The following is a 20,729-nucleotide window of genomic DNA, read 5'->3' as shown; positions in this document are numbered from 1 at the left end:
ATAAAATTAATATTTTTAAAAAAATTTAATATTACCTGTTATGTAACCATTTCAATTTTGATGCTCAACATAGCCGTATAAAAAATAAAAAACCAATGAAAAAAAGTTATCAATTGATAACTTTTTTTCATCACGACAGTTGATTGTATTTGCACAATCCTTTTTTGAACTTGTGCTTTTATTTTTTTGATTTTAGAGTATCTGGTAACAAAAAATAATACCCTCTGTCTGTTTATCGAAGGTATTATTTTTAGAGTCATAAACCCTAAACGGTTTACTCTGACTATCAGAACCGGTATTTCTTACTATAATTGTGGCTTTATTGGGGTCCTTGTTATCGATTTTATCAAATATTCCCCAATCGTATAAATCAAACTTCCCACCCCATTCATTATATAGAGAATAAAAATCTATGGGGTTGTCAGGATCATATACTTCTTTATCTGAATAGAAATCTCGCTTTGTTGAGTTTGAGGAATTATCAATGCAAGTAATATTGGGGCTGGGACTTAAGTAACGTTTATATTGTGGGTTAATGTCTGACACATTATTAATAGTACTTTCATACTTGTATAATTTAATCTCTCCGCTTTTCATTGTTACTTTTGTATTTATTTCAGCAGTTCCATAGGCATTAAATTGTATTGCTCCGCTTTTTTTATCACCAAAGGTTAACATTTCTTTTCCATATGGTGATTGGTTTTTATCTGCCGGCAAGCTATAAACAATATCGGTAATTTTCTTATCATCATAAAAAGAACCAGAATTTTCTGTCTCTCTTAATTCCCCTCGCAGCGAAGAAAAAATAGTGTGTGGATGATCCTTTCCACCTGCATTATCAAAATATTTAAATACCTTGCATTCACATAACAAGTGCAACACCGTTATGAACGAAGTAAACGAGTGGGTATTCCTTTAAATAACTCATTCGGTGTTTTGTAATCTCGTGTCTTTCGAGGGCGTTTATTTAATCTATTGGCGACAAGATTTATCTCCCGCTCTGATACCTGATTAAAATCGGTTCCTTTTGGGAAGTCATCTCTGATTAATCCATTGGTGTTCTCATTTATTCCTCTTTCCCAAGGGGAATAAGGGTGGGCAAAATAAATCTTTGCCTCTAAATTCTTACTGATAAGTTCGTGTTCGGCAAATTCCAATCCGTTATCCACCGTGATGGTTTTAATCTTTTGTTTTATATGCGATAAATTCCTTGTCGCCGCTTTTGCAACCCCCGCCACGGTTTTATCTTCCAGTTTAATGATGATCGTAAATAGCGATTTTCGCTCAACTAATGTTAATAAAGCACTTTTATGATCTTTGCCAACGATAGTATCACCTTCCCAATCACCAATACGCTGTTTTTTATCAACAATTTGAGGACGATTGTCAATACTGATTCTATTTTTTATTTTTCCTCGGCGTTCATGACTTCCATAGCGTTTTCGATACGATTTTCTAGCAATTCTGAGATGCTGCCATAAATTACCACCATTAATTTTATCTGTATAAATTAACCTATAAACCGTTTCATGATGTAAAGATATTTTCTTTTCCCTTTTGAGATAACCGACGGCTTGTTCAGGACTTAAATCTTGCCAAATTAACTGCTTAATCCACCGTGTTATTTCTGGCGTGACTTTGACTGCTTTTTCCGAAGAATGACGGCGCTCTAATGCCTTAAGCTGAGCCTGTTTAGGGCAATATTTCGGTGCCGCCCAATTTCGTCTCACTTCCCGACTAATTGTTGATGGATTTCGACTGAGAGACGTTGCAATAAAACGTTGTGTAAAACCGGCTTCTTTTAAGCTGAAAATCTGATATCTTTCTATTTCGGTCAGTTGTGTATAGGCCATAGTGCATTTTCCTTTGGCGAGAAAGATGCCTACTATAGCAACTGACCGCCTTTTTCAGAAATTGCACTTATTAGGCGAATCCAAGTATTTCAGTAAAATTTTTTCGATCTTATCAACTCTATCAAGGAAGATCTGCTATTGATATTCAGCTTTTAGTCCATGAAGGATTCATTGAGATTGCTGGATTAGACCTAGTTCTTGAATGCTCATTAGGTAGCTTTGTCGTTAATGGTCAGGATACAGGCCAGAAAAAATTTTCTTGTCCTACAGATGGTATGGGCGCAATCTCTGTTTTGATCGTAGGCTCAGAAATAGGGGGTGATGGTCAGCTAACTGTCTCTCTTCAAGAGAATGGTAGGCAGATTGGTGTACAACCCTACCATCTCAACGCTACGGCAGAGTAAAGATCATTGGTACATTACGGAAATTCTTGCTGATACTAGCATGGGAAGTGACGCTGATAGCAGCGTTAATCACTAAGTGTTGTATCTCATAAGGCGTTTTACCTTTCAAGCCATCGGTGTGGTCTGTGATAGTTGTAAAACGCCTCTCATTCGCCAATTTGATTGTTAAATTTGTTATTGTTTTCAGTATTAGCCGTGTCGGTTTTAGCCTTTTCCACTTGAGGAGCGCTAATTATGGTGGTATCCGTTGGCGCTTCACTTTCCTCTGCTTTCTCGCGATTAGCTTTTGCCCTAAGGTATCCCTCCAGGCTCAAATAGTAACGTCGAATATTTTCAACATAGCGATAAGCTTCATAGCCACGGGCATAACCATATGTTGTATTGGCATAGTACTTTTTCTTGCTGAGTAGGGGAAGACGCGCTTTAACATCCAGCCAACTGTCTGGATTACCTTTTTGCGCAGCGGTTAATTTACGGGCATCAAGAAGGTGCCCATATCCCATGTTGTAAGCTGCAAGGGCAAACCAAATGCGCTCATCTTCAGGAATGGTTTTTGGCAAACGTTCCATCAGATAATTCAGATAAGCCATTCCTCCTTTGACACTCTCTTCTGGATCCAGCCGATCGTGAATTCCAGCCCATTCTGCTGTCGGGCGAGTGAGCATCATCAAACCTCGAACGCCAGTGGATGAAGTGGCTTGTGGATCCCAATGTGACTCTTGCCATGCAATAGCTGCCACTAATTGCCAATCAAGCGATCCCGCGTATTGTTGAAAAATTGGCTGATAGGTTGGTAAGAGATTATTAATGGCGCGAATAAAGGAAATCGTATCAAAATAATCGAATGAACCGATATGGCTGAAATATTTTTCTTGTAACCGTGACATGATACCGTTTTCAGTCAACATACTGAAAAAATCGAGCATAGCGGAGTAGAGACTATAGTCACTATTGCGCTTTAAATACCAAGTCAGGGGATTCTCTTCACTGACATCAAACGCAACTGCTAAATTGGGATGAATACGCTGTTGTAAAGCTAAACTGAGGGAATCACTGATTGTATAGTCGATTTTTCCCTCAGAGAGTTGTTCGAGCAATTGCTGTGTATTTTTGTGTGGTGTTTCTTCCCAAGTTAACTCAGGATAAGACTTCTCTTGCCACTTTTTCAATTCGCTTACATGGGCTGAACCTGCCGTGACGATGAGTTTGCCTTTGAGATCACCAAACGAATGTGGGCGTGTCGCTCCCTTGCGATAAACCAGTTGTTGTATAACTGAAGCGTAGGCAGGGCCAGTGCGTGTTTGATTCAGCCTGTCTTTATTGTAGATAAGCCCGGCCGCCAGGAAATCGGCTTTATCGTTTTCCAAGTCGTCAAAAAGTTGCTTAATGTTGGGACGAAACTTAATGACAAGTTTAACCCCTAGGTAATTGGCAAACCTCTTGATTAACTCATAGTCGAATCCTGTTGGTTCATTTTTGCTGTTAAGAGAGATCAGAGGAGAGCTGATGGTACTAACCCGTAGCTCTCCTCGTGCCAGAATTTTGTTTATCTGCTCCTGCTGTTTATTCGGCCAGTTGATATTAAGGCCGATTATGGCAGCAGAGAGGAGCGCGATAATTACGATAACAAAATAATTTATCTTTATGTTATTCAAATAGTTATCTCTTTACAGAACGATTGGGAACCGTGCGAAGTGCAAGATAATAGCATGGTTAAATTTCCAGTAATCGAGAATTTTGCGTAACAAAAGGGGGATGTGCAACCCTATTAAACCCATTTTGGCACTTTATTGAATGTATTGCAGGGTGGATAAATAACCACGCAAACGGTTTCGTCAAAGGAAACATTCCTCTATAATGCTTGCAGTTTCCCCTGAGGCATCAGTCAGGCTTTGCTTCTAAGATGAGAGAACCTATTATTATGGAAATTCTGCGTGGCTCACCTGCTTTATCGGCATTTCGTATCACTAAGCTCCTTTCCCAGTGTCAAGATCAACATCTCCCTGTTACCGACATTTATGCAGAATATGTACATTTTGCAGAAGTCAGTGCCCCAATCACGAAAGATGAGCGAGAAAAATTAAATAAGCTATTAAAATATGGCCCCTCTTTGGCCGAACTTGAGCCTAAAGGACAACTAATATTAGTCACACCTCGTCCAGGCACGATATCCCCTTGGTCATCGAAAGCGACAGACATTGTCCACAATTGTGGACTGAACCAGATTGTCCGTTTAGAAAGGGGGATTGCCTATTATATTCAGAGTATTGGTATGGATGATGGGCACTGGCAAACGTTGTCAGCATTACTGCATGATCGCATGATGGAAAGTGTGTTCACTCAGTTTGAACAAGCCGAAGCCCTGTTTTCTCATCAGCAACCTGCGCCGTTAAAACAGATTGATATCTTGCAATCGGGACGGGCAGCACTGGAATCGGCAAATATTGAACTAGGGCTGGCTCTGGCTACAGATGAAATTGATTATTTGATGAGAGCTTTTAAGGCGTTGGGACGCAATCCAACGGATGTTGAGCTGTATATGTTTGCACAGGCAAATTCTGAGCATTGTCGCCACAAAATATTCAATGCAGATTGGGTTATTGATGGTCAGACCCAACCCAAGTCTTTGTTCAAAATGATCAAAAACACGTTTGAACAAACGCCGGATTACGTGCTTTCTGCTTATAAAGATAACGCGGCGGTTATGGAGGGTTCTCATGTTGGCCGCTTTTTCCCTGACTCTATAACTGGTGTTTATGACTACCATCAAGAGCCTGCTCATATTTTAATGAAAGTGGAAACTCATAACCATCCAACCGCAATTTCACCTTGGCCTGGTGCAGCAACGGGGTCAGGTGGCGAAATTCGTGATGAAGGTGCAACCGGACGGGGAGCCAAACCGAAAGCTGGGCTGGTCGGTTTTTCGGTTTCAAACTTGAGAATTCCCGGGTTTGAACAGCCGTGGGAAGAGGATTTTGGTAAACCTGATCGCATTGTCAGTGCGTTGGACATCATGCTGGAAGGCCCATTAGGAGGCGCAGCGTTTAATAATGAATTTGGGCGTCCGGCATTGCTAGGGTATTTCAGAACCTATGAAGAAAAAATCTGTTCTCATAACGGTACAGAATTGCGTGGTTATCACAAACCCATCATGTTGGCTGGCGGGATCGGGAATATCCGTGAAGAACATATTCAGAAAGGGGATATTCCGGTCGGCGCAAAATTGATTGTGTTGGGCGGACCAAGCATGAATATTGGTTTAGGGGGCGGTGCGGCATCTTCAATGACATCTGGTCAGTCTGATGCTGACTTGGATTTTGCCTCTGTGCAGCGTGACAATGCGGAGATGGAGCGCCGTTGTCAGGAAGTTATCGACAGTTGTTGGCAATTGGGGGATAAAAATCCGATTGTATTTATCCATGATGTCGGAGCTGGTGGTTTGTCAAATGCCATGCCTGAATTGGTCAGTGATGGCGGTCGAGGCGGGCGTTTTGAATTACGCAATATTCTTAATGATGAACCTGGCATGAGTCCATTGCAGTTATGGTGCAATGAATCCCAGGAACGTTATGTTTTGGCGGTAGCACCAGAGCAGTTAGCCCTGTTTGAAGACATATGCCGTCGTGAACGTGCTCCTTATGCTGTGGTTGGGGAAGCAACGGAAGAGCGACATTTGCTGATGAATGACAACCATTTTGATAATCAGCCAATCGATATGCCGCTGGATGTCTTGCTCGGTAAGACGCCAAAGATGCTAAAAAATGTGCAGGTTTTGCAAGCTCAAGGGCAAAGTTTGGATCGCAAGGGCATTGAGCTGGCAGAAGCGGTAAAACGTGTCTTGCATTTGCCTGCCGTGGCGGAAAAAACATTCCTGATTACGATTGGAGATCGCTCCATAACCGGTATGGTTGCCCGTGACCAAATGGTTGGCCCTTGGCAAATTCCAGTTGCAGATTGTGCTGTTACCACTGCCAGTTTGGACAGCTATTATGGTGAAGCCATGTCAATGGGTGAGCGAGCGCCGATTGCATTATTGGATTTTGCGGCATCGGCGCGTATGGCTGTGGGTGAAGCACTGACCAATATCGCTTCTGCCTATGTACAGGATCTGAAACGAGTGAAGCTATCAGCTAACTGGATGTCGGCATCAGGCCATGCTGGTGAAGATGCAGGTTTGTATGCCGCGGTTAAGGCTGTGGGTGAGGAGTTGTGCCCGGCATTGGGATTGACCATTCCAGTTGGTAAGGATTCGATGTCGATGAAAACCCGCTGGAGTCAAAATGGGGAAGTGCGTGAAATGACTTCACCACTTTCATTGGCTATCAGTGCGTTTGCTCGGGTAGAAGATGTGCGCTGTACTGTGACACCAGAATTATCTACTGAAGATGATAATGCGTTGTTGCTGATCGATCTGGGTAAAGGGCAAAATGCGCTGGGTGGAACGGCATTAGCTCAAGTTTATCGCCAACTTGGGGATAAAACCGCAGATGTTCGCAGCGTTGAGCAATTAGCGGGTTTCTTTAATGCGATCCAACATTTGATTTCAGAACAAAAATTGCTGGCTTACCATGACCGTTCAGATGGTGGGCTATTGGTAACATTAGCTGAAATGGCTTTTGCAGGCCATTGCGGCTTGTATGCCGATATCAGTGCATTTGATGAAGATATCTTGGCCGCATTATTTAATGAAGAACTAGGTGCGGTAATTCAAATTCGTGAAACTGACAGAGAGCAAATTGAAAACCTGTTGGCAGATTATGGATTAAATGAATGTGTGCACTATCTGGGTAAGGCCCAGGCGGGCGATGATTTTGTGATTTCCAGTGGCAATATGGAAGTTTATCGTCAGAAGCGCAGCACATTGCGCTTATGGTGGGCAAAAACAACGTGGCAAATGCAGCGTCTGCGTGATAACCCTGAGTGCGCAGATCAAGAACATCAGGCAAAACAGGATGTGAATGATCCTGGCTTGAATGTGAAATTAACTTTCGACCCCGCGGAAGATATTGCAGCCTGCTATATTGCAAAACAAGTGCGTCCGCGCGTTGCTGTATTGCGTGAACAGGGAGTTAACTCTCATGTTGAGATGGCGGCAGCATTTCACCGAGCAGGCTTTGAGGCGGTAGATGTTCATATGAGTGACTTATTGGAGGGTCGGATCACATTAGATCAATTCCAAACATTAGTTGCTTGTGGCGGCTTCTCCTATGGGGATGTGCTTGGCGCGGGTGAAGGTTGGGCGAAATCCATTCTGTTTAATTCACGGGTACGTGATGATTTTGCGAGTTTCTTCGCAAGACCAGATACCTTAACACTTGGTGTGTGTAATGGTTGTCAGATGATATCTAATCTGCATGAATTGATCCCTGGCACAGAACACTGGCCACGTTTTGTCCGTAACCGTTCAGAACGCTATGAAGCCCGTTTTAGCTTAGTGGAAGTGACAAACAGCCCTTCACTGTTCCTGAAAGATATGGCAGGTTCTCGCTTACCGATCGCAGTAGCTCATGGTGAAGGACAGGTGGAGTTTAGAAACAACCTGAGTTTGATGGAGCTTGAAAAACATCAGCAGGTTGCATTGCGTTTTGTGGATAACTACGGTTCAGTGACAGAAAACTATCCAGCGAACCCAAATGGTTCTGTGAACGGTATTACTTCTGTGACCAGCCTTGACGGAAGAGTCACGGTAATGATGCCTCATCCTGAAAGGGTATTCCGCACTGTTAGCAACTCTTGGCATCCTAAAGAATGGGGAGAGGATAGCCCGTGGATGCGTATTTTCCGTAATGCACGTAAACAGTTAGGTTAATAGAAAAGGCCCTGAAAATGCATCAGGGTCTTTATTTTTTATCTGACGCTTTGGTGTTATTCATCATTTTTTCTGGCAGTGTCTCCATATTGCGACAGTGGCGTTTTATAATGTCTCAAAAAAGAGACGCTTAATTATTTGATATAAATTGAAAAATATTTTTTGAGAGTAATATGTCATAAATAAGCGACACTAATACGTATCAAATATGAAGAAATACCGATAAGAAAATGCAGTAAATATACATTTTTATTTATTTACCATTATATCAATTAGTTAGAAATAATTTTGCAAATTGGCATGTAATATGCATAATATGGAGCAGTTGCTCATTCATCTTTTTATGTCGGCCCGCAATGAGGTGGGAACATCCACATAAAGCTCAGAATGACGCCAAAGTAAGGTGCCTACCGTCCAACTTAATGATATTCGCCTTCGGGCTTTATCAAACACAGGGCGACACGTGGAGTGAGGCACCACCTACATGTTCATTGAATAGCATGAAGGCTCTTCACTGGCGGGATGGTAAAAAAGTTACTGTCCCGCCATCATTATTGTAGGTTATTCCTGTCCGCCGTATTTATGTATGCATCCGCATATTCCAATTACCTATTATTTCAATTATCCGCTGTTTTCAACTATTATTCTGACCATTTTCAATAAGAAGATAAAAGTAACTGTAGCATCAATGTAATTACAGGTTATGAGATGATTTTTTTGAAAAAATGGCGTTTATTTCCACGTTCATTGCGCCAATTGGTTGTCATGGCTTTCTGGCTGGTGTTATTGCCACTATTAGTTTTGGCTTATCAGGCTTATCAAAGCCTTGATCAGCTTAGTACTCAAGCGGCTGAGATTAATCGTTCAACGCTGGTGGATGCCCGCCGTAGCGAGGCGATGGTTGGAGTCGCCCTTGAGATGGAACGTAGTTACCGCCAATACTGCGTATTGGGCGATAGTCGGCTAGAAAAGCTTTATCAACGTCAATATCGGCAATATATGAATATGCTCGGTAATCAGATGGCGATGTTGGCTAATGCGGAATATACGAAGAAATTCAATGAATTACTGTCAGGTTTGAGCAAAATTTCTTGTAGTAATGGGGCGCCAGAAGCAACTTCGTCTAAACTACTTGAAGAATTCTCCAGGGCTAATAATCTTTTGGTGCAGGAAACCCGTAATATTATTTTCAGCCGTGGTGAACAACTGCAAAAAGATATCGCTGATAAAGGACAATTTTTCGGTTGGCAAAGCCTCATTTTATTCTTATTAAGTGCCTTCTTGATAACCTTGTTTACACGTATGATCATTGGGCCAGTAAAAGGTATTGAACGGATGATCAACCAGCTAGGAGAAGGGCAATCATTGGAAAATCAGATTGACTCCTTTAAAGGACCGCGGGAATTGCGCTCATTGGCCCAACGCATTATTTGGCTGAGTGAACGTTTATCTTGGCTGGAGTCTCAGCGCCATGAGTTTTTACGCCATATTTCCCATGAACTGAAAACCCCTCTGGCAAGTATGCGTGAAGGAACGGAGCTATTGGCTGACGAAATTGCAGGGCCTTTGACGGCAGACCAAAAAGAAGTGGTCAGTATTTTGGACAGTAGTAGTAAGCATTTACAGCAGCTCATTGAGCAATTACTTGAATATAACCGCAAATTAGCGGATGGTGCTGCTGAACAGCAGATTGTTTCTTTAAAAGAAATTGTGGATAGTGTCGTGTTATCACATCAATTGCCGGCACGGACAAAAAACATTCATACAGAAATTCAACTGGATATGGATTATTGTTGGGCGGAACCTGGCTTATTGACACGGGTAATTGATAATCTCTATTCCAATGCAGTGCACTATGGCGCTGAATCCGGTAACATTTGGATTTCTAGTCGGCAAGCAGGGAAAAGCCTTCAAATTGACATTGCCAATACAGGAACACCTATCCCAGAGTTAGAGAAAAGTATGATCTTCGAGCCATTTTACCAAGGAAAACTACAACGAAAAGGGGCAGTTAAAGGAAGTGGTCTTGGCTTGAGTATCGCGCAAGATTGCATTAAACAGATGCAGGGAGAGCTTGGCCTGGTAGAATCTGACTTTGCTGATGTATGTTTTCGAATCGAACTGCCATTAACCGCAGAGAATGACTAAATAATATGTATAACAGGTTTATCTACCGCTTTATGACGGAGACGGGACAGCAAAATATTGTGACTGAGCCAATGAAAAAAACGGCTGTTAGGCCATCTGTTTTGGCACGTGCTTCGACTCTGCGCTTTCGGGCTATCTTGCTATTGTTTGCTCCCTATTTGCTGGCAGGATGCGTTAAAATGAATGGATCAGATAATTTGACGACCCTGGCGCAGTCTATCTTGCCAGAACAGAATGTTACGGATTATCGTCTTAAGGATTGTGATTCAATCTGGGATATCACGAAACCAGCCGCGATGGAAAATGGGCTTTATTGGTTAAGGTTTATCGATTGCACGGATCGATTGTCTTCGACAGAAGCTCGTGAGACGGCGAAACAGTTTATCCCTGATACTCCGACTGATTGGCATCAAGTACTTAAGCAAAGTATTTTAATTGGCAGGGCGACTTCTGTATTAGCTGAACGCAGAAAAACGGTGGAAAACTTTAATCGGTATAGTGCACAATTTCCTGTCGCTTTGCGGCCATTACTCCAATTGTGGCGTGAGCAGCAATATCTGAAAATTAATCTTGCTGAAGAAAGGGCCAAATTCCAGCGCTTTCAGTTTGACAGTGATAACAAAATTGATCGTCTGAAAGAAATACGGGCACGTTTAGAATATGAGCTTCATTCAATGTCCCGCAAACTAGAAAATCTGACCGATATTGAACGCCAACTTTCTTTCCGTAAACAAGAGCAAAGTAGCGTTGCTACTCCTAACACGAACACTTCATCAGATAATAAAGCAGAACCGAAAGACAAACCCGCACAAGACGCGGATACTAAAGCGGAAGCCAATCCTTCAGAAGAAAAGTTAGAAGAAAAAGGAGCTGAATAATAATGACAGTACGCAATTCCGCCCATCTTCTTTTAGTTGATGATGATCCTGGCTTGCTAAAACTATTGGGAATGCGTTTGACCAGTGAAGGATTTCGTGTCACGACCGCAGAGAGCGGCTATGAGGCGTTACGCATACTGGCGAGAGAAAAAGTAGATTTAGTGATCAGTGACTTACGCATGGATGAAATGGATGGTATGGCGCTGTTTGCCGAAATTCAGAAACAGCATCCTGGTATGCCTGTTATTATTCTGACTGCGCATGGCTCTATTCCTGATGCTGTGGCGGCAACGCAACAAGGCGTATTTAGTTTCTTGACCAAGCCTGTTGATCGTGATGCACTTTATAAAGCTATTGATAATGCTCTGGAACTATCAACGCCAGCCATCGATGGGCAGTGGAGCGAGAAAATCGTCACCCGCAGCCCTCTGATGCTGCGTCTATTGGAACAGGCAAAGATGGTGGCTCAATCCGATGTGAGTGTTCTGATTAACGGGCAAAGTGGAACGGGTAAAGAGGTTCTGGCTCAGGCTATTCATCGGGCAAGTCCCAGAGCGAAGAAGCCTTTTATTGCTATTAACTGTGGTGCCTTACCTGAGCAATTACTTGAATCTGAATTATTTGGTCATGCCAAAGGCGCGTTTACGGGCGCCGTCAGCAGTCGGGAAGGGCTATTTTTAGCGGCGCAAGGAGGAACATTGTTCCTTGATGAGATTGGCGATATGCCGATGGCGTTGCAAGTTAAGCTTTTGCGAGTGCTACAGGAACGCAAGATTCGCCCATTGGGGAGTAATCGGGATATCGACATTGATGTCAGAATTATTTCAGCCACTCACCGTGACCTGCCTAAAGCTATGCAGCGTAATGAGTTTCGGGAAGATCTCTACTATCGATTGAACGTTGTTAATTTGAAAATTCCTGCCTTGAATGAACGCGCAGAAGATATTCCTCTATTGGCTAATCATCTGTTACGTGATGCTGCCAAACGCCATAAACCTTTTGTTCGTAGCTTTTCTACCACAGCCATGAAATGTCTGATGGCAGCCAGTTGGCCGGGCAATGTGCGTCAATTAGTCAATGTCATTGAACAGTGTGTGGCATTGACGATGGCACCGGTCATTAGTGATGCTCTGGTTACCCAGGCATTGGAAGGGGAAAATACGGCATTGCCGACATTTGTGGAGGCCCGTGGGCAGTTTGAATTGAATTATCTGCGTAAATTGTTGCAGATAACCAAAGGTAATGTGACCCATGCAGCCCGCATGGCAGGGCGTAACCGGACAGAATTTTATAAGTTGTTAGCACGCCACGAGTTGGATGCTAACGATTTTAAGGAATAACTTTTCTGCTCCCCCAGAAATTCTTACACTAAGTAGAGATTATATACCCCGCTAAGTTTCAGATTGCTAAATACAGGCAGCTTAAAAAACACAGGGTATAGAGATTGAATTGCTTTGCTGCTGAAATCCAGTAAAGAAGATAGATGATTTATGGCCCAGGAGAGCCGCATTCTATGAGTCGTACTCTTAATATTGCTCTTGCCCAGTTAAATTGGTTGGTAGGAGACATTGAAGGCAACAGCGAACGTATGTTGCAGACAGTTCGTGAGCAGCAGGCCAAAGGTGCTGATCTGGTTATGTTTTCTGAGCTGGCTCTGTCTGGCTATTTTCCTGAAGATTTGTTGTTCCGCCCTGATTTACATCAGCGTTGCCGTGAACAATTGGTACGTTTGCAAGAAGCTAGCTCTCAGGTTGGTATTTTGGTAGGGCATCCGTGGCAACAGGATGGCAAACTCTACAACGCACTTTCCCTGTTTTGGCAAGGGGAAATTGTGGCACGTTATTTCAAACAGTTATTGCCAAATTATGGTGTTTTTGATGAAGAGCGTTATTTCAAAGCAGGAGATCAAAACTGTGTTATACCATTCAAGGGTTATAACCTCGGTTTGTTGATTTGTGAAGATTTGTGGTTTGAGGCCCCAATTGATGCCTTGAAACAGGCTGGTGCAGAAATCATCTTGTCGATTAATGCCTCTCCTTTTAATCGTGAAAAACCGAATATCCGCAGTACATTAATTAAGTCCCACTGCCAGCGTACTCATTTGCCAATTATCTATCTTAATCAGGTGGGTGGGCAAGATCAGCTTATCTTTGATGGCTGTTCTAAGGTCTTTGATGCTAATGGTGAAATAACCCATCGCATGGCAGCATTTGAGGAACAGGTTGAGCAATGTTGTTTCAATGAGATGGACATTGAACCAATGGAAAATCCGATCTCTCAATTGCTCCCTTTGGCGCAAATCTATAAGGCGTTAGTACTTTCTGTACGTGATTATGTGCAAAAAAACGGTTTTAAAGGCGCTTTGCTTGGTTTGTCTGGCGGGATTGACTCAGGGCTGACATTGGCGATTGCTGTGGATGCTTTGGGCAAAGATCACGTGCAGGCGGTTATGATGCCATTCCGCTATACCTCAGAAATGAGTATCCACGATGCCAGAGAACAAGCAGAATTGCTGGGGGTTGAATTTGACGTAGTCTCCATCGAACCTATGTTTGATGCGTTTATGGTTCAGCTTGAACCCATGTTCGCGGGAACAGAAAAAGATACGACAGAAGAGAATTTACAGGCACGTTGCCGCGCGGTTATTTTGATGGCAATGTCTAACAAGCGTCGTCGCCTGGTATTGACCACCAGTAACAAAAGTGAATCGGCAGTAGGGTACTCAACCTTGTACGGTGATATGGCTGGTGGCTTTAATGCATTGAAAGATGTCCCTAAAACTATGGTATTTGCATTGGCTAAATATCGTAATACAGTATCCCCAGCTATTCCTCAGCGTGTGATTGATCGTCCACCATCAGCGGAGTTGGCACCAAATCAACTGGATCAGGACAGCCTTCCTCCGTATGACATGCTGGATGCGATTCTCGAAGGATATGTTGAAAAAGATAAATCAGTGGCTGACTTGGTATCTGAAGGTTTTGATGAAGCCATTGTTCGCAAGGTGATCCGACTGGTTGACATCAATGAATATAAACGTCGCCAAGCACCTATTGGCCCACGCATTACGCAGCGTGATTTTGGTAAAGACCGTCGCTACCCGATTACTTCCGGTTTCGGGCGTAAGAACTGGTAATAACAGGAAGACTTCATGAAAAAGATTGATGCAATTATCAAACCCTTCAAGCTGGATGATGTGCGTGAAGCTCTGGCTGAAGTGGGTATCACTGGTATGACCGTGACAGAAGTAAAAGGGTTCGGCCGTCAGAAAGGGCATACTGAACTGTATCGCGGCGCGGAATATATGGTGGATTTTCTGCCAAAGGTAAAAATAGAAATTGTCGTACCGGATGATATTGTTGATACCTGCGTCGAGACAATCATGCAGGTTGCACAAACAGGCAAAATTGGCGATGGTAAAATTTTTGTTTTCGATGTTGCCCGTGTTGTACGTATTCGTACTGGTGAGCAGGACGAAGAAGCAATTTAATCAAGTTATTAAAATCATCTGAAAAAAGTGATAACGGAAATATTATCAGTTATCCCACACTCTAATGGAAGATGGGGTGTGGGAATATCCTATTTTTAATCCGTTATCACTCATCCTTTATATTAAGTAAACTATATTAAATGACTTTATGTGGGCCAAAACATTCATAATGGATATGTTGCTCACCAATGCCCATTGCCAGCAACTGTTTGGCGATATGTTGCATGAAAGCCACTGGTCCACAGAAATAGAATTGCATCCCTTCTACCGTTATTGCTTCCTTCACGAGGGATAGATCCATAAGCCCAGTATGTTGGTAATGTATGCCTTTCTGATCTATGTCCCTGGGTTCACGATACCAAACTTGTGAATACAAATTAGGCATAAATTGGGAAATTTCATTTACCTTATTTGCGAAAGCGTGATGGCCGCCATGCTCTGCGGCATGGAACCAATTTACTGAGCCAGTGTGATTATGGTTATGCAGGTGTTGCAGCATACTCATCATCGGAGTCAAACCAACTCCAGCAGAAACCAGCGTGACTGGCGTATCAGATTGCACATCAAGGAAGAAATCACCATGTGGTGCTGCCAGCATCACAATATCCCCTTCCTGTACCTTATCGTGCATGTGGTTTGAAACTTTTCCCTGGAGTTCACGTTTAATGGCAATTTGGTAACTGGTTCCGTTTGGTGCGGCGGTCAGAGAATATTGGCGGATTTCACGGTTATCAAATGCTGGATCTTCTATATAAACTGCCAAATATTGTCCTGGTTTATAATCCATGACCTTGCCACCATCAACAGGCACAAACTCAAAGCTAGTGATGACATCACTCTGTGGTTGTTTCCGGATAACACGGAACTGACGTAGATCACGCCAACCCCCTTTCAGGGACTCACCGCTTTGATAAATTTCCTCTTCTCGATTGATAAAGACATTTGCTAATACGTTGTAGGCTTTTCCCCAAGCGTTGAGAACTTCGTCACCTGGATGAAACATTTCATCAATCGTTGCTAGCAGATGCTTACCTACAATTTGATAATGCTCCGGTTGAATGTTGAGGCTGGCGTGTTTATGGGCGATTTTTTCTACGGCAGGTAAGAGTGCTGACAGATTATCGATATTTCCAGCATAAGCACAAAGGGCATTGAACAGTGCTTCACGTTGATCACCGTTGAGTTGGTGACTCATATTAAAAATATCTTTTAATTCAGGATGATGTTTGAACATGCGTTCATAAAAATGCGCAGTTAGCTTAGGGCCTGTAGAAATAATTAATGGAATGGTCGATTTTATGGTTGCGATAACCTGACTATCTAGCATGGGGATCTCCTGAATTTTTCTCATATAATGCTGAAACTTATAAATTGTATTTTAAATGCAACTTATAGGGTTTGGGAATATATCAAATTGAGAAAAGATAATAATTCTTCCTTAAATCAAAAAAATAGAATTTTAATTAATATGAATCACGACTGGGATCACAAATATCAGTAATAAATCCGCAATCATTAGCAAAACAGTAGGTTATTTAGCTTCTAATCGGCTACCAATGCGTTATGCAAACGTTTGCGTAATTTATTTTGTCAAGACTATCTCATTCGATAAAAAGAGTTTACACTGTGTGCCATTCTGGCCCTCAGGGGTATTTTTTTAGAGATGTAGCTGAGTCAGGAGAACCAAATGTTAAAACGTGAAATGAATATTGCGAATTACGATCTCGAACTGTGGCAAGCGATGGAACAGGAGGTTTGTCGTCAAGAAGAACACATTGAATTGATTGCTTCTGAAAACTACACCAGCCCAAGAGTGATGCAGGCACAAGGCTCTCAGCTTACTAACAAGTATGCGGAAGGTTATCCGGGTAAACGTTACTACGGTGGCTGCGAGTATGTTGATGTGGTTGAACAGCTTGCGATTGACCGCGCAAAAGCGCTGTTTGGTGCGGATTATGCTAACGTCCAGCCACATTCTGGTTCTCAGGCAAATGCTGCGGTGTATATGACACTGCTAAAACCTGGCGATACTGTTTTAGGGATGAATCTGGCTCATGGTGGCCATCTGACTCACGGCTCTCCAGTTAACTTCTCTGGTAAACTTTATAACATCGTACCCTATGGTATTGATGAAAAAGGTAAGATCGATTACAACGATATTCGCATCCAGGCGCAAAAACATCAGCCTAAAATGATCATCGGTGGCTTCTCTGCTTATTCTGGGGTTGTTGATTGGGCGAAGATGCGTGAAATTGCGGATGAAATCGGTGCTTATCTGTTTGTTGACATGGCTCACGTAGCGGGTCTGGTTGCAGCAGGGGTTTATCCAAACCCAGTTCCTCATGCACACGTTGTGACAACAACAACGCACAAAACATTGGCTGGCCCGCGTGGCGGCTTGATTTTGGCGAAGGGTGGTGATGAAGAATTTTATAAGAAACTGAATTCTTCCGTTTTCCCTGGTTCTCAAGGCGGTCCGTTGATGCACGTTATTGCCGGTAAGGCAGTTGCATTGAAAGAAGCGATGGAGCCTGAATTCAAAGCCTACCAACATCAAGTTGCTAAGAACGCGAAAGTGATGGTAGAAGTATTCTTGCAACGCGGTTACAAAGTGGTTTCTGGGGAAACTGAAAACCATTTGTTCTTGCTGGATCTGGTGGACAAAGACATTACTGGTAAAGATGCTGATGCGGCCTTGGGGCGTGCCAATATCACCGTTAACAAAAACAGTGTACCTAACGATCCACGCAGCCCATTCGTCACTTCTGGTATCCGTATCGGAACGCCTGCAATTACCCGCCGTGGCTTCAAAGAAACAGAATCCCGTGAACTGGCCGGCTGGATGTGTGATGTGCTGGATAACATCAATGATGAAGCAACCATTGAAAGTGTTAAGCAAAAGGTATTGGATATCTGCGCAAAATATCCGGTTTACGCATAATTTAAATAAAATGTAGTATCAGTAATAAGCCCGACTCATAACGTTAGTTTTGAGCGGGTTTTTTGTATCAAAAACGGGGGCATTTGGATGGTTGTTCCATCGACATTTTGGTTGGGATTGGGATATTTCACCTATTTTTTCTCTTACGGCATATTCTTGCCTTTTTGGTCTGTCTGGTTAAAAGGTGAAGGCATTGATGCCTCAATGATAGGGATATTGCTAGGTGTTGGGATGGTAGCTCGCTTTGTCGGCAGTCTGGTTATCTCTCCTACGGTAAAAGACCCCGCTAAATTAATTAAAGCATTACGCCTCCTCTCATTGTTGGCATTGCTTTTTGCCATTGGCTTTGTATTCGACAGCCATTGGGCATGGCTTTTCTTTATCATGATTGGTTTCAACTTATTCTTCTCACCACTCGTCCCCTTATCAGATGCTTTAGCAGGAACATGGCAAAAACAGTTTACGTTTGATTATGGTAAGGTAAGGGTTTGGGGTTCGGTTGCATTTGTTATTAGTTCTTCGCTGGCGGGTATATTGATGTCTGCCAATGGAATCAATCTCTCAATCAGCGATCTGAATTTTGGCTGGAATATATCGTTTGACAGTTTAAATCATTGGATAGGTCGCGAGTTATTTGGCACACACCATATCATTCTTGCTTTTTTGGTGTTCAGTGTTATAGCCATGTCATTGGGAATGATGTTGAAACCTTCCATCATGCCGACAGGTAAGATTAAAGCAGCCAATACCAATGCCGTTTCTTTTAAAGAACTTTTATCTGAAAAATCAGTGTGGCGGTTTTTACTCTGTGTAACTTTATTGCAGGCTGCCCATGCGGGGTATTACAGTTTTGGTTCCATTTATTGGGAGCAAGCGGGTTATTCCCCATCAACCATTGGTTATCTCTGGTCGTTGGGCGTGGTGGCGGAAGTTATTATCTTTACCTTCAGCAAGCAATTATTTCGCCGTTGGAGCGCCCGTAATCTGTTGTTATTATCAGGAATTTGTGGTGTTGTTCGCTGGGGGCTCATGGGAACCTCGACCGAATTATCGGTGTTGATTATTATTCAAATCCTGCATTGTGGTACTTTTACAGTTTGCCATTTGGCAGCGATGCGTTTTATTGGCGCCAGAAAAGAAAACGAAATTATCCGGTTGCAATCCACTTACTCTGCTTTAGCAATGGGAGGCGGGATTGCTGTCATGAGTATGATTGCTGGTTTCATGTATGAACATATAGGACATGGTATATTTTGGGTGATGGCATTGGTTGTGTTGCCTGCCCTGTTCCTGAGACCAAAAGTTGAAGCCCATTCATTCTCGCGCTAATAAAAATAAGAAAAAGGGCACTTATCAGGTGCCCTAAAAACAACATTGCTCAAATTATATTTATTTAATAATAACGAATTAACGTTTCAATGCTTCAGTCAATTCTTCACGCATTTCAGACAGAATGTCTTTAACAATACGTGGGCTGCCTGCAACGATATTGCCGGAGCTGACATAATTATGGCCACCAACGAAATCAGTAACAATACAACCTGATTCACGTACCAACAATTCGCCGCCCAAGAAATCCCATGGCTTCAGGCCAATTTCGAAGAAACCATCTACACGTCCGGCGGCGACATACGCCATATCCAGTGCTGCAGAACCAGTGCGCCGGAAATCTGCACAGCGCTCAAATAATTTACCCAGTACATTCATGTAAGGGATAGTGTGCTGCTTGGCTTTGAATGGGAAACCCGTTGCAATGATAGTTCCATCCAGATCACGAGCATTAGTACCACGCAGACGATAACCGTTCAATTGAGCGCCTTGACCACGAGTTGCAGTGAACAGCTCATTGCGCATTGGATCATAAACTACGGATACTTCTGTGCGGCCCTTAATACGTACGGCAATGGAAACAGCAAAATGGGGAAGACGTTTAATAAAGTTGGTTGTGCCATCCAGTGGATCGATAACCCATTGGAAGTCATCCTCTTCTCCTAAGTGTTCACCACTTTCTTCGGTGATAATCGTATGCTTAGGGTATGATTTACGGATGATGTCAATGATCAGCTTTTCTGCTTCACGATCAATATTGGTAACGAAATCGTTACTGCCTTTTTGGCTTGCTTCAACAGCATCAGGAGTTTCGTAGCTTTTGGCAATGTAGTTGCCGGCCTTACGCGCAGCGCGTATAGCGATGTTTAGCATCGGATGCATGGGGTATCTTCCACCAGAATTTTAAAGAACGGGAAATAAATTGGCGCGCATTATAGCAGTAGTTCGTCAAAATGACTAATGCTGTGTTAAGATATTCGGCTCTTATACTGAATTTAAAAGCCGTCATGTTAGAGAATATCCGCATTATTCTGGTAGAAACCTCCCATACGGGGAACATGGGATCAACCGCTAGAGCCATGAAAACAATGGGATTGACCAATCTGTATCTGGTGAATCCGCTTGTCCAACCTGATTCTCATGCTATCGCACTTTCAGCCGGTGCAAGTGATGTTATCGGCAATGCAACGATTGTGAATTCTCTGGATGAGGCATTGGCTGGATGTGAGTTGGTCATTGGAACCAGTGCTCGCTCCCGAACTCTGTCTTGGCCGATGGTTGAGCCTCGTGAATGTGGTGAACGTTGTGTCGAAACCGTCAGCCACTCTCCAGTTGCTATTGTTTTTGGTCGTGAACGTGTAGGTTTGACTAACGAAGAGTTACAGAAATGTAATTATCACCTCTATATCCCAACTAACCCAGAATATGGTTCGTTGAATTTGGCTATGGCGGTTCAGTTGGTTAGCTATGAAATTCGTATGGCATACCTTGCAACTCAAGAGCAATTAGAAGAGGCAATATCTCCAGAGCACGAAGAAGTAGAATATCCACCTATCGAAGATATGGAGCGTTTTTATCAGCACTTTGAACAGGTATTGAAAGAGTCTGGTTTTATTCGCGAAGCGCATCCGGGTCAGATAATGAATAAATTAAGACGTTTTTATACCCGTGCCCGGCCAGAAACCCAAGAGCTGAACATCTTGCGTGGTATACTGACGTCTATGGAAAAGTGGGCTAAAAAATAAACTGATAGTGAGAAGTGTACAGTTAAAACTGTAGCAGGAAGTAACAGGAAGCGGTCGCTGGAAAATACAATGTAACTGGACAATATGTAATTGGACAATTGTGGAAAGCAGTTAGGAAAACCGCAGGGATAG

The 20,729-nt window shown here is 42.9% G+C and carries 14 protein-coding genes; 9 read left to right on the top strand and 5 right to left on the bottom strand.

All coding sequences use genetic code 11. The features are described from left to right. Positions 1-192: 192 nt before the first annotated feature. The 3 genes from Xentx_RS08305 to mltF all read right to left on the bottom strand — a co-directional run bounded on the left by Xentx_RS08305 (position 193) and on the right by mltF (position 3,912). Positions 193-873 (bottom strand): hypothetical protein, encoded by a 681-nt coding sequence (locus Xentx_RS08305; protein WP_139292456.1) that lies wholly within the window; start codon positions 871-873, stop codon positions 193-195. A gap of 11 nt (positions 874-884) precedes the next feature. After that, complete coding sequence (locus Xentx_RS08300) at positions 885-1,853, bottom strand: IS30 family transposase (RefSeq protein ID WP_074019783.1); 969 nt, start codon at positions 1,851-1,853, stop codon at positions 885-887. Between the two features lie 550 nt (positions 1,854-2,403). After that, positions 2,404-3,912 (bottom strand): membrane-bound lytic murein transglycosylase MltF, encoded by a 1,509-nt coding sequence (gene mltF, locus Xentx_RS08295; protein ID WP_074019782.1) that lies wholly within the window; start codon positions 3,910-3,912, stop codon positions 2,404-2,406. 266 nt (positions 3,913-4,178) lie between these two features. Between mltF and purL the strand changes: the two genes are divergently transcribed. The 6 genes from purL (at position 4,179) to glnB (ending at position 14,582) form a co-directional block, all read left to right on the top strand. Beyond that, complete coding sequence (gene purL, locus Xentx_RS08290) at positions 4,179-8,066, top strand: phosphoribosylformylglycinamidine synthase (protein WP_074019849.1); 3,888 nt, start codon at positions 4,179-4,181, stop codon at positions 8,064-8,066. A 708-nt stretch (positions 8,067-8,774) separates the two neighbouring features. Beyond that, on the top strand, positions 8,775-10,214 hold the full coding sequence (locus tag Xentx_RS08285; protein ID WP_074019781.1) for a sensor histidine kinase: 1,440 nt from the start codon (positions 8,775-8,777) through the stop codon (positions 10,212-10,214). Between the two features lie 5 nt (positions 10,215-10,219). Next, positions 10,220-11,092: a two-component system QseEF-associated lipoprotein QseG gene (qseG, locus tag Xentx_RS08280; protein WP_074019780.1), complete on the top strand. Its 873-nt coding sequence runs from the start codon at positions 10,220-10,222 to the stop codon at positions 11,090-11,092. 2 nt (positions 11,093-11,094) lie between these two features. Beyond that, on the top strand, positions 11,095-12,432 hold the full coding sequence (glrR, locus tag Xentx_RS08275; protein ID WP_074019779.1) for a two-component system response regulator GlrR: 1,338 nt from the start codon (positions 11,095-11,097) through the stop codon (positions 12,430-12,432). Between the two features lie 173 nt (positions 12,433-12,605). Further along, positions 12,606-14,228 (top strand): NAD+ synthase, encoded by a 1,623-nt coding sequence (locus tag Xentx_RS08270; RefSeq protein ID WP_074019778.1) that lies wholly within the window; start codon positions 12,606-12,608, stop codon positions 14,226-14,228. A gap of 15 nt (positions 14,229-14,243) precedes the next feature. Further along, positions 14,244-14,582, top strand: a complete 339-nt coding sequence (gene glnB / locus Xentx_RS08265) for a nitrogen regulatory protein P-II (protein ID WP_045971762.1) — start codon at positions 14,244-14,246, stop codon at positions 14,580-14,582. Positions 14,583-14,718: 136 nt separating this feature from the next. Here glnB and hmpA read toward each other — a convergent pair whose 3' ends face one another. Beyond that, positions 14,719-15,933: an NO-inducible flavohemoprotein gene (gene hmpA / locus Xentx_RS08260; RefSeq protein WP_074019777.1), complete on the bottom strand. Its 1,215-nt coding sequence runs from the start codon at positions 15,931-15,933 to the stop codon at positions 14,719-14,721. A gap of 336 nt (positions 15,934-16,269) precedes the next feature. Between hmpA and glyA the strand changes: the two genes are divergently transcribed. Beyond that, positions 16,270-17,523 carry a serine hydroxymethyltransferase gene (gene glyA / locus Xentx_RS08255; protein ID WP_074019776.1) on the top strand — a complete coding sequence of 418 codons (1,254 nt, stop codon included), beginning with the start codon at positions 16,270-16,272 and terminating at the stop codon, positions 17,521-17,523. An 87-nt stretch (positions 17,524-17,610) separates the two neighbouring features. Beyond that, on the top strand, positions 17,611-18,852 hold the full coding sequence (locus Xentx_RS08250; RefSeq protein WP_074019775.1) for a 3-phenylpropionate MFS transporter: 1,242 nt from the start codon (positions 17,611-17,613) through the stop codon (positions 18,850-18,852). 78 nt (positions 18,853-18,930) lie between these two features. Here Xentx_RS08250 and suhB read toward each other — a convergent pair whose 3' ends face one another. Beyond that, on the bottom strand, positions 18,931-19,734 hold the full coding sequence (gene suhB, locus Xentx_RS08245) for an inositol-1-monophosphatase (protein ID WP_074019774.1): 804 nt from the start codon (positions 19,732-19,734) through the stop codon (positions 18,931-18,933). 125 nt (positions 19,735-19,859) lie between these two features. On the opposite strand from suhB, the gene trmJ reads away from it, so the two are divergent. Then, complete coding sequence (trmJ, locus tag Xentx_RS08240) at positions 19,860-20,597, top strand: tRNA (cytosine(32)/uridine(32)-2'-O)-methyltransferase TrmJ (RefSeq protein WP_074019848.1); 738 nt, start codon at positions 19,860-19,862, stop codon at positions 20,595-20,597. Positions 20,598-20,729 lie beyond the last annotated feature (132 nt).

Origin of the sequence: Xenorhabdus thuongxuanensis (genome assembly GCF_001908095.1) — a bacterium.
GTDB classification, from domain to species: Bacteria; Pseudomonadota; Gammaproteobacteria; order Enterobacterales; family Enterobacteriaceae; genus Xenorhabdus; species Xenorhabdus thuongxuanensis.
Note: the sequence above shows the minus strand (reverse complement) of the source record. Positions and strands in the feature narration are given on the sequence as shown.

Coding starts and splice junctions, on each gene's coding strand:
- Xentx_RS08300 (WP_074019783.1), bottom strand. CDS start 1,853: ATGGCCTATACACAACTGACCGAAATAGAAAGATATCAGATTTTCAGC.
- purL (WP_074019849.1), top strand. CDS start 4,179: ATGGAAATTCTGCGTGGCTCACCTGCTTTATCGGCATTTCGTATCACT.
- Xentx_RS08285 (WP_074019781.1), top strand. CDS start 8,775: ATGATTTTTTTGAAAAAATGGCGTTTATTTCCACGTTCATTGCGCCAA.
- qseG (WP_074019780.1), top strand. CDS start 10,220: ATGTATAACAGGTTTATCTACCGCTTTATGACGGAGACGGGACAGCAA.
- glrR (WP_074019779.1), top strand. CDS start 11,095: ATGACAGTACGCAATTCCGCCCATCTTCTTTTAGTTGATGATGATCCT.
- Xentx_RS08270 (WP_074019778.1), top strand. CDS start 12,606: ATGAGTCGTACTCTTAATATTGCTCTTGCCCAGTTAAATTGGTTGGTA.
- glnB (WP_045971762.1), top strand. CDS start 14,244: ATGAAAAAGATTGATGCAATTATCAAACCCTTCAAGCTGGATGATGTG.
- hmpA (WP_074019777.1), bottom strand. CDS start 15,933: ATGAGAAAAATTCAGGAGATCCCCATGCTAGATAGTCAGGTTATCGCA.
- glyA (WP_074019776.1), top strand. CDS start 16,270: ATGTTAAAACGTGAAATGAATATTGCGAATTACGATCTCGAACTGTGG.
- Xentx_RS08250 (WP_074019775.1), top strand. CDS start 17,611: ATGGTTGTTCCATCGACATTTTGGTTGGGATTGGGATATTTCACCTAT.
- suhB (WP_074019774.1), bottom strand. CDS start 19,734: ATGCATCCGATGCTAAACATCGCTATACGCGCTGCGCGTAAGGCCGGC.
- trmJ (WP_074019848.1), top strand. CDS start 19,860: ATGTTAGAGAATATCCGCATTATTCTGGTAGAAACCTCCCATACGGGG.